This window comes from Ruegeria sp. SAZD011, from assembly GCF_059612545.1.
Window position 1 is genome coordinate 93,066 of sequence record NZ_JBXWQU010000009.1, and the last position, 12,490, is coordinate 105,555.

A 12,490-nucleotide genomic window follows, 5' to 3' on the forward strand; every position below is an offset into this window, starting at 1 on the left:
CATATCCCGGGGATATACCCCACTAGGGGTATTTTTCGACTGATTTTCCCCCCGATGTAGGTATTTTTACCGTGATGAACCCGACCGAACGGGATATCCTGCGCTTGCGCCGGGCGATGGCCACCGTCGGCACGCCCGCATTCTTTCCCGCCTATCGCCGGTTGTTCAGGGCGCGGATGCCTTTTGCAACCTTTCTGATGTTCCGCTTCGATCCCGGCAAGGCGCCGATGATGCTGGACGCCTGGCTGATGGCCAAGAAGCTGCCCAGTTCGGCGCTGACGGAATATGTCGACAACACCTATGCCTTTGACCCGTTCTTTCAGTTTCGCGACCTGCCCCGCGGTGGCGGTCTCTACCGGCTGCCGGAGATCGCGCCGGACCGCTTCTTTTCCAGCGAGTATTATCTGGAGTATTACCGCAAGACCGGGCTGTGCGACGAGGTGGGCCTGCTCGCTCCGCTGCCCTCGGGCACCCGCCTGCACCTGTCCATCAGCCGGTTCGACGAGATGGGCCCCTATCGCCGGCGCGAGCTTCAATGTCTGAAGCATCACGCGCCGGTCCTGCTGGAACTGCTGACCCAGCATGTCACCCTGCTCGACCCGCGCCGCTCTGAAAGCACGCCGGTCGAAACACCGTCGCTGGCCGAACTGATCCGCTCGCATGCACGGGAAAAGCTGGCAATCGGCCTTACGAAACGCGAGGCGCAGATTGCCGCGCTGGTGATGCAGGGCCATTCCAACGGCTCGGCGGCGCTGACCCTGGACATTGCCCGCGAGACCAGCAAGGTCCATCGCCGCAACCTCTATCGCAAACTGGCGATTTCCTCGCAAAGCGAGCTTTTCGGCCTGCTCAGGCACCTGATGTGACGACATGTATGTCCCGCCGGGAACAGGCAGAAATCGCGCGGGCCGCGGGGCCGGACAGGCTTTGCCAGCGCATTCACCGTCATTACGATGATCAACGGTTAGCCAGCAGGGTTTTTTCATCTTGCGCCCGGCACCTCGCCTCGTGCTGCGGGGACTTGGAGGAGCGCCAGCGTCGCAAGGCATCGGAGCGGGGATGTCACCTTGGAGACAGCAAGAACCGCATGTCCTGCCACGAACAGCAACACCGCCGCCTGTCAACGACGCGGTATGTCGAAGCCGGGCAGCGCCAGTTCGAACCCCTCGAACCGGAAACCGGGTGAGACGGTGCAACTGACCAGCGTGTATTCGCCGGTGCTGCGCGCGGCCTGCCACCAGCCGGGCGGCACGATCAGTTGCGGCGCACCCGCTCGCAGGTCCGGCGTCAACAGGTGATCGGTGGCGGGGCCGGTATCGGTCGCGCTCATCGACAGGACCAGAGACGCGCCCGCGTGCCAGAGCCAGATCTCGGTCGCGTCGACCCGGTGCCAATGGCTGCGTTCGCCCGATTTCAGCAGGAAATAGATGCAGGTGCCGCTGGCGCGGCCCGGATTGTCGGCAATCCAGGTCTGCCGGTACCAGCCGCCTTCGGGATGGGGTTCCAGTTCGAGGTGGCGGATGATCTCTTCGGCGGTCATATGATCGGGCATCGGCTCTCTCGCTTGGGGCTGGTCTTTCGCTCGGTCCAGCATATCTTGGGCGCATGACAATCGCGATCCCCTTCGACAACAGTTACGCCCGGCTGCCGGGCGGGTTCTTTTCCGCGCAGGTGCCCGACCCGGTCCGCGCACCACGCCTTGTGGCATTCAACACCGATCTCGCACGCCTGCTGGGCATCACGCCGGGCGATCTGCCCGAGATGGCGCAGGTCTTTGCCGGCAACACCGTCCCGCAAGGTGCCGAACCGCTGGCGCAGCTTTATTCCGGGCACCAGTTCGGCAATTACAACCCGCAACTGGGCGACGGGCGCGCGATCCTGTTGGGCGAGGTGCTGGGCAGTGACGGCATCCGCCGCGACATCCAGCTCAAAGGTGCGGGGCGCACGCCCTATTCGCGCGGGGGCGACGGACGGGCCTGGCTTGGCCCGGTGTTGCGCGAATATGTGGTGAGCGAGGCGATGGCGGCCCTCGGCATCCCCACCACCCGCGCACTGGCGGCGGTCGAAACCGGCGAGACAGTTCGGCGCGAGCAGGCCCTGCCCGGTGCAGTGCTGACCCGCGTGGCGCAAAGCCACCTGCGGGTTGGCACGTTCCAGGTCTTTGCCGCGCGGGGCGAGATCGGGCACCTGAAACGGCTGACCGACTATGCCATTGCCCGCCATTATCCGGATGCCGATGGGCCAATGGGCCTGCTGACCGCCGTCCGCGATGCGCAGGCGCGGCTGATCGCGCGCTGGATGGGGGTGGGGTTCATCCACGGGGTGATGAATACCGACAACAGCACTATCTCGGGCGAGACCATCGATTATGGCCCCTGCGCCTTCATGGATACCTATCACCCAGACACGGTCTATTCGTCGATCGACCGCTATGGGCGCTATGCCTATTCCAATCAGCCCGATATCGCGGTCTGGAACCTGGCACAGCTGGCCACCGCACTGATCCAGCAGGTCGAGGACAAGGAGGCCGCCGTCGAAGAGGCCACCGCGATCGTGCATGCCATGCCTGCCTTGCTGGAACGCGAATGGCTTGGCGTATTTGCCGCCAAGATCGGCATCGATCGACCCGGCGAGGCCGACAAGACGCTGGTGACGGACCTGCTCACCCGCATGGCGCGCGAACGGGCCGATTTCACCAATACGTTTCGCGCCCTGGGCGGCCCGAGGGCGCGCGACCAGTTCACCGACCCGACCGCCTATGATAGCTGGGCGACGGAATGGCAGCAGCGCGTTGGGCAAGAGGCAGCGCCCGACTCTGTGATGCGGACCGCCAATCCCGCCTTCATCCCGCGCAATCACCGGGTCGAACAGATGATCGCGGCGGCGGTAAACGGCGACTATGCCCCGTTCCAGAGGCTCCATACCGTGCTGTCCCGTCCTTACGAGGATCAGCTGGATCACATCGACCTGACCCGCCCACCAGCGGAAAACGAGGTCGTACAGGCCACGTTCTGCGGCACCTGACCCTTCATTTCGCCCAAAATACTCCGGGGGGGCCTACAAAATTCGACGAATTTTGTAGGCGGGGGCAGCGCCCCCTGGCCCGGCTCCGCCTCAGCGCCGGTTGATCAGCACGATCCCTGTCGCGACAAGAGCAAGTGCCAGCCAGACCACGGCGCCCACCCGCTCGTCCAACAGCAGCAAGCCAAAGATCACCGCCAGAACCGGTGACAGAAAGCTGAACGAGGCCACGCCATTGGCCTGGTAGACGGCCAGCAGCCGGAACCAAATCACGAATCCGAGTCCCACCACGCAAACCGCCTGAAACAGCAGCCCGGCCCAATGCAGAAGCTCGGGCGCGCGCAGGCTCTCACCCGTCAGCGGCGCAAGCAACAGCAGCAGCGGCGCCGAGATCACCAGTTGGCTTGTCAGCTGCATTTCCGCCGGGACGCGGGCCATCGGTGTCAGCCGCACTCCCAGCGCGATCCCGGCCCAGCACATGGCAGCAAATACAGCAAGCGCATCGCCCAAGAGGCTCACATGCGCGGCATCGCGCTCGAGCAGCGCAAGCACCACCCCGCCCATGGCCAGCACCAATCCCAGAACCCGCGCTCCGGACAGCCGTTCGCCCGGCAAAAGAAAGTGACCGCCCAGCGCCAGCCAGACCGGCATCGAATAGAACAGGATCGACACCCGCGAGACCGACGTCAGATCGAGCGCGGCAAACAGCGCCATGAACTCGATAGTAAAGAGCAAGCCTGTGATCAGTGCGCCCATCAAGGCCGCGCGCGGAAAAGCCATCGGTTTGCGTCGGGCAAGCATCCATACCAGCACAAAGACCAATGCGACAGCCGAGCGTAGCCCGGCCTGAAAAACCGGTCCAAATCCGCCGCCGGTCACCTTGATCACCACCTGGTTGAAGGCCAACAGCGCGGCAATGCCGACAAGGGCCACGGCTCCGGCCGCGTCGACGGGGCGTTTCTGTTCCATGCAGGCACAGAACGGCGGGGTCCTGCACATGTCAAGCAAATCCCGCGATCCGGCCCTTGCGCCCCGCCGCGCGCTGCCGCATGACGGGGGACAGGATCCATGACGCAACCGATGACGATAGCCCCGACGCTGCGCCTTGCCAGCTACAACATCCAGAAATGCGTGGGCCTCGACCTGCGCCGCCAGCCGCGCCGTATCCTTCAGGTACTGGGGGCGCTCGGCGCCGATATCGCCGTGCTGCAAGAGGCCGACAAACGCCTGCCGCCGCGTCCCGCCGCCCTGCCGCATTTCGTGCTGGAGGAGGCCGGCTGGAACGTGGTGGACCTGGGCGGCGCCGGATCGCTGGGCTGGCACGGCAATGCGGTGATCTGGAAGGGCGCCGGCATCACCCAGCTTTCGAGCGCCCATCACGACCTGCCGGGATTCGAGCCGCGCGGCGCGGTGCGGGTCGAGTTCGATACCCCAATCGGATCGCTGCGGGTTCTGGGCCTGCATCTTGGCCTGCTCGCGGCCTCGCGCCGGGACCAGATCGTGCACCTCGCCCACGATCTGAAGCGGTTGCCGCCGATGCCCACGGTTTGGGCCGGCGATTTCAACGAATGGTCGCGCCAGCCTGTGCTGGACCATCTGGCGCCGATGCTGCGCTTCCTTCCGGCCCGGCCCAGCTTTCCGGCGCCGCGTCCGCTGGGGGCTTTGGACCGGATCGCGCACAGCGCGGAGCTGAGTGCCGTTGCGCATGGCGTCTTTGCCGAGCGTCCCGCCCCCATCGCCTCGGATCACCTGCCGGTCTGGGCCGATCTCACGCGTCCGGACTGACAGCCCTCAAACGGCGCACAGGCTTCTTTCTGCTCGGACATTTTTACCGGGGGGCGAAAAAATTCGACGAATTTTTTCAGCACCAGCACCCCGTCATGCCTCGTCCGGCAGGCTGACGATACCGCCCCCCACCAACGCGCCCACACCAGTGGTGCCGGGGCACGAGGTCGGCAGGCCGCGCGCCACCCGCACCGCCAGATAGGCGAAGGCCTGCGCCTCGAGCATGTCGCCATCAAGCCCGACGCTTTCGACCGGTTCAACGGCGCAATCCAGGGACACTTGCAGCATCTCCATCAGCACCGGATTGTGCCGCCCGCCGCCGGTAACCAGCACCCGCGCAGGCGGACGCGGGCAATGTTCCATCCCCTGCGCCACCGCCGCTGCACACATGCCTGTCAGCGTCGCCACCGCATCGCTGTCGCTGAGTTCGGACACCAACCCGATCATCTCGGAAAAATCGTTTCGGTCCAGCGACTTGGGCGGCATTCTTGCAAAATAGGGCTCGGCCAGAAAAAGCTCCAGCGCGCCGGTCTCCACGGTGCCGCCCCGCGCCACCGCGCCGCCTTCGTCCATCGGCAGGCCCAGCCGCACCTGCACCAGATCGTTGACCGGTGCGTTGGCCGGACCGGTGTCAAAGGCCAAAAGCGCGCCGGGCGTCTCGGGCCGGTCAAAAGACGGATCCACATAGGTCAGGTTGCCCACTCCACCGAGGTTCAGAAAACACAAGGGCTCGCTGGCACCGATCCACTTGGCGCAGGCAAAATGAAAGAACGGCGCCAAAGGCGCGCCCTCTCCGCCCAGTTGCACATCGTCGCTGCGGAAGTCCCAGACCACCGGCCGCCCCAGGGCGGCGGCAAGAGCCGCGCCATCGCCAACTTGCAATGTACCCCGCCCGCGCGGCTCATGCGCCAGGGTCTGGCCGTGAAACCCCACCAGATCGACGCCCTCGAACCCGGCCAGCGCCTGCACATGGGCTTGCGTCACCAGATCGCCTGCCGCCTCGACCTCGGGCCCGCTCCAGCGCCCGAGACCAGCGCGCAGCACAGCGCGCTCCTCGGGCGCATAGGCGCGATACCCCACCGGCCCGAATCCGAAAATCGCCAGACCATCGGTCTCGACCACCGCCGCATCGACCCCGTCCAGCGACGTGCCCGACATCGCCCCCAGCGCCGTGACCGGCCCCACTCGCCCGATGGCCCTCTTCATGGCCTTTTCCTTTGTTCAACTGCCGCCTATAAGTGCCCCGCAATCCAACCCCGAGGCAAGACATGACCTACCATCCCAAATCGGATTTCATCGCGGTGATGATGGAGCGCGGCTTTCTCGCCGACTGCACCGATTATCAGGGCCTCGACGAGGCGCTGATCAAGGGATGCCAGCCCGGCTATATCGGCTTTGACGCCACCGCCAAATCGCTGCACGTGGGCAGCCTGATCCAGATCATGATGCTGCGCTGGCTGCAAAAAACCGGGCACAAGCCGATCACGCTGATGGGCGGCGGCACCACCAAGGTGGGCGATCCGTCCTTTCGCGCCGACGAACGCCCGCTGCTGACGCCCGCCCAGATCGACGAGAATATCGCCGGGATCCGCAAGGTATTCGCCGCCTATATCGACTATGACAGTGGCACCGAGAACGCGGCACTGATGCTCAACAACGATGAATGGCTGGCCGATCTGAACTATCTCGATTTCCTGCGCGATATCGGGCGACATTTCTCGGTCAACCGGATGCTGTCGTTCGAGAGCGTGAAATCCCGTCTCGACCGGGAACAATCGCTCAGCTTCCTCGAATTCAACTACATGATCCTGCAAGCCTATGATTTCATGGAGTTGAACCGCCGCTATGGCTGTATCCTGCAAATGGGCGGCTCGGACCAGTGGGGCAATATCGTCAACGGCATCGACCTGACCCGCCGGGTGATCGACCACGAGGTCTATGGCCTCACCTCGCCGCTGCTGACCACGTCTGACGGCAAGAAGATGGGCAAGAGCCAGGACGGCGCCGTCTGGCTCAACCCCGACATGCGCTCGCCTTACGAATTCTGGCAGTTCTGGCGCAACACCACCGATGCCGATGTGGGCCGGTTCCTGAAACTCTATACCGAGCTGCCCGTCGACGAATGCGACCGCCTGGGCGCGCTGGCGGGTTCCGAGATCAACGCCGCCAAGGTGATCCTCGCCAACGAGGTCACCGCCCTTTGTCACGGGGCCGAGGCGGCGGCGGCGGCCGAGGCCACCGCCCGTGAAGTGTTCGAAAAGGGCGGAATCGGTGACGACCTGCCCACGCTCACCCTTGGCGCCGCCGACCTGCCTGCCTCCATCGTGCAGCTGATCGTCAAGACCGGCCTCGCCAAATCCGGCAAGGAGGCCAAGCGCCTCATCGCCGAGGATGGCGCCCGCCTGAATGACGCGCCACTGACCGATGCGGGTCTGATGATCGAGGCGGGTGACCTCACCCAACCGATCAAGCTCAGCGCCGGCAAGAAACGCCACGCGCTGGTACAGCTGGCCTAGAACAACCGCCCCTTCATTTCGCCCCAAATACTCCGGGGGTGAGGCCCGCAAGGGCCGAGGGGGCAGCGCCCCCTTGCCCCCACCGGGTTCAGAACAGGGCCATGACCCCCAACCCCAAAAGCAGCACGCCGGACAGGATCGCCGCCAGCAGGGCGGCGGCCGCCCGCGTCGGGTTCGGGGCGGCGATCCTCTGGCCAAATACCCGTTTCATACGCGCATTAACCTGGTCTTAGGTTTCGAACCGGTTAATGGCGCCATGTGCGACACCACCGCCCCCGATGCGCCCCCCTTGCAGCAAAGCGCCGAATTCGCCGCCGCACTGGCGCTTTGCGGCCAGCGGGCGGCGCGACTGGATGACGGTACACTGGTGCTGACACGGCGCATTGGCGGGCTGCCCATCGCCCTTCTCAGCCGTGCCCGGCTTGCCCCTCGGGCCTTGCCCGGCCTGCTCGCCCGCGCCGGGTTGCGCCGCAGCCTGATCCTGATGAACCCGGACACACCCTGCCCGGGTCTCGATCGGCTGGGGGCGGTGCCGTTGATCACCCCCGCCCATGTGGCTGAACTGGATCTCACCGGCGATCTGATGGCGGGGCTGCACCAGAAATGGCGCAACCGCCTGCGCCATGCGCGCAGGCAGGGCCTGCGCGTGACACAGGGCCCGCTGCCGCAGGACCCCGCCCATTGGCTGCTCATCGCCGAGGCCGCGCAACAGCGCGCGCGCGGCTACCGCAACTGGCCCACCGCCCTGACGCTGGCCTATGCGCGCGCCAATCCCGGCGCGGCGCAGCTGTTCACCGCCCGCCAGGGCGGAACCCCCGTCGCGGGCCTGTTGATCCTGCGCCATGGTACAGCCGCCAGCTATCACATCGGCCACAGCACCCCGACGGGCCGGGCCGCCAGCGCCCAGACCCTGCTGATGTGGCAGGCGATGACATGGCTCTCCGCCCAAGACGCGACCCGGCTTGACCTCGGCCCGGTGGAGACCGAACAGACCCCCGGCCTGACCCGGTTCAAGCTGGGCACCGGCGCCCGCACGCGCCCCCTTGGCGGTACCTGGGCCTGGTGGCCGCCGATGGGCAAAACGTTGCGTCCGCTGGCCTGGCTCGACCGCAGGCGCATGCAACAAAGCTGGACAGACGCCCCCGCCCCGGATTATTGAACATATGTTCATATCAGGGAGAGGCCCATGCAACTCGACACAACCGCAGCCGTGATCACCGGCGGCGCCTCCGGTCTGGGCGAGGCAACCGCCCGCTATTTCGCCGAGAACGGCGCGCAGGTGACTATCCTCGACCGCGATGCCGAACGCGGTGAAAAGGTCGCCGCCGAGATCGGCGGGCATTTCGCCCAGACCGACGTGACCAGCGAAGACTCGGTCACCGCCGCCATCGCCCACGCCATGGAGAAGATGGGCAAGATCACCGCCGCGGTGAACTGCGCCGGTATCGCCTATGGTATCAAGACGGTGGGCAAGGAAGGCGCGCATCCCCTGGACGCCTTCCAGCGCACCATCGACATCAATCTGGTTGGCAGTTTCAACGTCGCGCGCCTGGCCGCCGTCGAGATGGCAAAGAACGACCCCGAACCGGATGGCGCGCGCGGCGTGATCATCAACACCGCCTCGGTCGCGGCCTTTGACGGGCAAAAGGGCCAGGTGGCCTATTCCGCCTCCAAGGGTGGCGTTGTGGGCATGACCCTGCCGATGGCGCGCGATCTGGCCTCGACCGGGATTCGGGTGATGACCATCGCACCCGGCATCTTCCTGACGCCGATGCTGATGGGCCTGCCTGAAGAGGTGCGCGCTGGTCTGGCCGCCGATGTGCCGAATCCCGCCCGCCTGGGAGACCCGCGCGAATACGGCCGTCTGGCCGGGTTCATCGTCGAGATGGGCTATCTCAACGGCGAGGTGATCCGCCTCGACGGCGCCCTGCGGATGCGCTGAGCCTTTGGCCCGTGGCCGGGCTTACCCGGCCTCGGCCTTTTCTTCCAGAGTCAGCCATTCCTCTTCGACGGCAGAGAGTTTCTCTTGCCGCTGCACCAGAGCCTCGGTCGCTTTCTGGAACTTGATCGGTTCGCGGGTATAAAGCTCGGGGTCGGCCATCAGTTCCTGCAACTTGGCAATCTCGGCTTCAAGTCGGGCGATCTCGGCCGGCAGCGCCTCGAGCCGGTGCTTTTCCGAGAAGGTGAGGCCCGATTTCGGCTTCACCTCTTGCTTTGCCTTTGGCGCAGAAAGTTTTGATTTTACGTCTTCTTTCGGCGTATCCTCGCCCCGTTGCGCGCGATAGTCCGTCCAGCCTCCGGCATAGACCACGGCGCGGCCATCCCCCTCCATTGCAACCGTGGTAGTGGCGACGCGGTCGAGGAAATCGCGGTCGTGGCTGACCAGCAGCACAGTGCCGTCGTAATCGTCCAGAATTTCCTGCAACAGGTCGAGCGTCTCCACATCCAGGTCGTTGGTCGGTTCGTCCAGCACCAGCACATTCGAGGGTTTCGCCATCAGCCGCGCCAGCAACAGCCGCGCCTTTTCACCGCCCGATAGCGATTTCACCGCCGCCCGCGCCTGGCGTTCGTCGAACAGGAAATCCTTGAGATAGGCGACCACATGTTTGGGCTGGCCGCGTACCATGACCTGATCGGCCTTGCCCGACACGCGCATCTCGGGGTCGCTGGTCAGGCTGTCCCACAGGCTCATCTCGGGGTCGAGCTGGGCGCGGGTCTGGTCGAATACCGCGATCTCCAGATTGGTGCCCAGCCGCACGGTGCCGCTGTCCGGTTCGACCTGACCCAGCAACATCTTGAGCACGGTGGTCTTGCCCACCCCATTGGGACCGACAAAGGCGACCCGGTCGCCGCGCAGCACGGTCAGGTCTAGCCCGCGCAGGATGGGCTTGCCATCGAACGCCTTGGTCAGGCCCTGCGCCTCGATCACCTTGCGGCCCGATTTCGGACCCGCATCCAGCGACATCGCCGCCGTGCCCTGACGCTTGATCTGCGAGGCGCGTTCGGCCCGCAACGCCTGAAGCGCGCGCACCCGGCCCTGGTTGCGCTTGCGCCGGGCGCTGATGCCTTCGACCGCCCAGCGGCTTTCGGACTTGATCAGCCGGTTCAACTTGTGGCGGGCGGTGTCCTCGTCCTCCCAGACCTTGTCACGCCAAGCCTCGAAATCCTCGAAGCCACGTTCTTGACGGCGCACGATTCCCCTGTCGATCCAAAGGGTTGCGCGCGTCAATGCACGCAGGAACGCACGGTCGTGCGAGATCAGCACAAAGGCGGCGCGGGTGGCCGACAACTCGCGTTCAAGCCATCCGATCGCTTCGATATCCAGATGGTTGGTCGGCTCGTCCAGCAACATCAGCTCGGGCGCCTCGGCCATCAGCTTGGCCAGCGCGGCGCGGCGCCGCTCGCCGCCCGAAGCGGTCTCGACCGCGCGGGCGGGGTCGAATTTCAGCCCCTCACCGGCGCGCTCGACCTTGTAAAGCTCGCCCGGCTCCAGCCCGCTCGCGGCGTAATCGCCCAGCGTGGCAAACCCGGTCATGGTCGGGTCCTGCTCCATGTATCCGACCGACTTGCCGGGCGGGATCACGATCTCGCCCGCGTCGGGTTCGACCAGCCCGGCCATCACCTTCATCAGTGTGGATTTGCCCGACCCGTTGCGCCCGACAAGCGCCACGCGGTCGCCCGGCTGAACCACCAGATCGAGATCGGAAAATACCGGCTCGCCGCCGAAGGTCAGCGAGATACCGGTCATCTGCAACAGAGGAATACGTGCCATGCCCGCCAGCTAAACCGCGCCCCGCATGGCGTCAACGCCCCTTGTGTGCCCTCCAGGCTCAGAATCCATTAATCCTGAGCCTAGCCCGCCACTGCCCGCAACAGCCGCTTGCGCGCGGGCGGGATCGCGCCGATCTCGAGCCCGGTGAACACATGCAGCGTGTTCATCTGCCGGTCCACCACCGCGTGGTCGCTGACCCAGCCGCCCATCAGCAGATAGGTCCTGAGCAGCGGCGGCATGCGCAGCATCGCCTTCTTGGCGTCGGGCTTGCGCCGCAGGCGGGCGGCGAATCGGAACACGTCGGGCGCCTTGACCCGCGGCAGCCAGCGCTTGGGCGCCAGATGACGGTGTTTCAGCATCGCGAAGGCATCAAGATAATCGGCCGTCTCGGTCCCGGCAAACGAGGAGCAGCCAAACAGCATCTGCACCCCGGTGCGGTCGACAAAAGCGGTCATCGCCCCCCAGGCCACCCGCAGGATATCGGCGTCGTGATGGTCGGGATGAATGCAGAACCGGCCCATCTCGACCATGCGGCCCTCGAAGCTTTGCAGCCCCGCCAACTCGTAGAATTGCGCCGAATAGCTGCGCCCGATCTCGGCGCCGCCCTCCATCGTCAGCATGCGAAAGCAGCAGACCAGCGCAGCGCCCTGTCGCATGTCCTCGACCAGAATGTGGTCGCAGACAGTGTCGAACCGATCCCGGTCGGGTGTCGCGGTACGAAAGGCCCGTGTCCGCAGCGCCTGAGCCGCGGCGATATCCGCAGGCCCCTGCGCCAGTCGCGCGCGATAGCGGCCTTTGCTCAACAGTACGGTATCCGGCATCACGCGGCCCTCCACTGAACAGGTCAAACCTAGTGGGCCGACCCCTAGCACACAAGATGTGACGCCGGGGTGACAGGTATTGCCGATCAGTTGATCACGTTCGCGGGGTTGAAATTGCCCAGGTTGCCCAGCAGCTGGCGGATAAAGGTCTTGTCCTCGACGCTGGAGCTGGTCACCCGCCGCTCCAGCGGGATGACGCGACCGTCTTCCAGCCCGTAGCGCTCGATATTGCGGACCACGCCGCGCTGGTCAAAGCTGATCGCCACCAGTTCGCGCGAGACGACCTGCGGCGCACGGGCGCCGTAATGGCGCATGCGGGTCGCGACATAGTAATAGCCGCTTTCATTCAGCAGGCCCGAGGAACTGGGGGTGCCGACGGCCTCGACCACGCTGTCACGGGTATCGACGCCGACCTGGATCGCGGCCAGCTCCTCGGCGGTCGGCACATAGCCGTGATTGCGGTAGATGGCGGTACAGGCGGTCAGCGCACCGACGGTGAGGCCGATAGCCACGATGCGGAACACCGGTTTCAGCAGCCCTGCGGTCTTTGACATTCCTGCCCCCTTGCCTTGGCC

General features: G+C 65.5%; 13 protein-coding genes. 6 read left to right on the forward strand and 7 right to left on the reverse strand.

Going from position 1 to position 12,490, the window contains the following annotated elements; all coding sequences use genetic code 11:
* Nucleotides 1-74 precede the first annotated feature (74 nt).
* Nucleotides 75-866 carry a LuxR C-terminal-related transcriptional regulator gene (locus AC2FLM_RS01670; protein ID WP_496855218.1) on the forward strand — a complete coding sequence of 264 codons (792 nt, stop codon included), beginning with the start codon at nt 75-77 and terminating at the stop codon, nt 864-866.
* A 254-nt stretch (nt 867-1,120) separates the two neighbouring features.
* Here the strand turns inward: AC2FLM_RS01670 and AC2FLM_RS01675 are convergent, their stop codons facing one another.
* Nucleotides 1,121-1,540: a cupin domain-containing protein gene (locus AC2FLM_RS01675; RefSeq protein WP_234218645.1), complete on the reverse strand. Its 420-nt coding sequence runs from the start codon at nt 1,538-1,540 to the stop codon at nt 1,121-1,123.
* A 65-nt stretch (nt 1,541-1,605) separates the two neighbouring features.
* Between AC2FLM_RS01675 and AC2FLM_RS01680 the strand changes: the two genes are divergently transcribed.
* Nucleotides 1,606-3,024, forward strand: a complete 1,419-nt coding sequence (locus AC2FLM_RS01680) for a protein adenylyltransferase SelO (protein WP_496855070.1) — start codon at nt 1,606-1,608, stop codon at nt 3,022-3,024.
* Nucleotides 3,025-3,114: 90 nt separating this feature from the next.
* Here the strand turns inward: AC2FLM_RS01680 and AC2FLM_RS01685 are convergent, their stop codons facing one another.
* Nucleotides 3,115-4,020, reverse strand: a complete 906-nt coding sequence (locus AC2FLM_RS01685; RefSeq protein WP_496855072.1) for a DMT family transporter — start codon at nt 4,018-4,020, stop codon at nt 3,115-3,117.
* A 69-nt stretch (nt 4,021-4,089) separates the two neighbouring features.
* Between AC2FLM_RS01685 and AC2FLM_RS01690 the strand changes: the two genes are divergently transcribed.
* Nucleotides 4,090-4,806, forward strand: coding sequence for an endonuclease/exonuclease/phosphatase family protein (locus AC2FLM_RS01690; RefSeq protein WP_496855074.1), 717 nt, complete (start codon nt 4,090-4,092; stop codon nt 4,804-4,806).
* Nucleotides 4,807-4,899: 93 nt separating this feature from the next.
* Here the strand turns inward: AC2FLM_RS01690 and AC2FLM_RS01695 are convergent, their stop codons facing one another.
* The gene (locus tag AC2FLM_RS01695; RefSeq protein WP_496855076.1) at nt 4,900-6,012 is read right to left on the reverse strand and encodes an anhydro-N-acetylmuramic acid kinase; all 1,113 of its coding nucleotides are present in this window, start codon (nt 6,010-6,012) and stop codon (nt 4,900-4,902) included.
* Between the two features lie 62 nt (nt 6,013-6,074).
* On the opposite strand from AC2FLM_RS01695, the gene tyrS reads away from it, so the two are divergent.
* Entirely contained in the window at nt 6,075-7,322 is a 1,248-nt protein-coding gene (gene tyrS, locus AC2FLM_RS01700; protein WP_496855078.1) for a tyrosine--tRNA ligase, read from the forward strand.
* An 88-nt stretch (nt 7,323-7,410) separates the two neighbouring features.
* Here the strand turns inward: tyrS and AC2FLM_RS01705 are convergent, their stop codons facing one another.
* On the reverse strand, nt 7,411-7,533 hold the full coding sequence (locus tag AC2FLM_RS01705; RefSeq protein WP_496855080.1) for a hypothetical protein: 123 nt from the start codon (nt 7,531-7,533) through the stop codon (nt 7,411-7,413).
* Between the two features lie 45 nt (nt 7,534-7,578).
* Between AC2FLM_RS01705 and AC2FLM_RS01710 the strand changes: the two genes are divergently transcribed.
* Both AC2FLM_RS01710 and AC2FLM_RS01715 read left to right on the forward strand, forming a co-directional pair.
* Complete coding sequence (locus tag AC2FLM_RS01710) at nt 7,579-8,481, forward strand: GNAT family N-acetyltransferase (protein ID WP_496855082.1); 903 nt, start codon at nt 7,579-7,581, stop codon at nt 8,479-8,481.
* A 27-nt stretch (nt 8,482-8,508) separates the two neighbouring features.
* Nucleotides 8,509-9,264, forward strand: coding sequence for a 3-hydroxyacyl-CoA dehydrogenase (locus tag AC2FLM_RS01715; RefSeq protein WP_496855084.1), 756 nt, complete (start codon nt 8,509-8,511; stop codon nt 9,262-9,264).
* Between the two features lie 21 nt (nt 9,265-9,285).
* Here AC2FLM_RS01715 and AC2FLM_RS01720 read toward each other — a convergent pair whose 3' ends face one another.
* The 3 genes from AC2FLM_RS01720 to AC2FLM_RS01730 form a co-directional block, all read right to left on the reverse strand.
* Nucleotides 9,286-11,094 (reverse strand): ABC-F family ATP-binding cassette domain-containing protein, encoded by a 1,809-nt coding sequence (locus AC2FLM_RS01720; protein ID WP_496855086.1) that lies wholly within the window; start codon nt 11,092-11,094, stop codon nt 9,286-9,288.
* Between the two features lie 80 nt (nt 11,095-11,174).
* Complete coding sequence (locus tag AC2FLM_RS01725; protein ID WP_234183900.1) at nt 11,175-11,915, reverse strand: GNAT family N-acyltransferase; 741 nt, start codon at nt 11,913-11,915, stop codon at nt 11,175-11,177.
* An 86-nt stretch (nt 11,916-12,001) separates the two neighbouring features.
* Entirely contained in the window at nt 12,002-12,469 is a 468-nt protein-coding gene (locus AC2FLM_RS01730; protein ID WP_234145461.1) for an outer membrane protein assembly factor BamE domain-containing protein, read from the reverse strand.
* Nucleotides 12,470-12,490 lie beyond the last annotated feature (21 nt).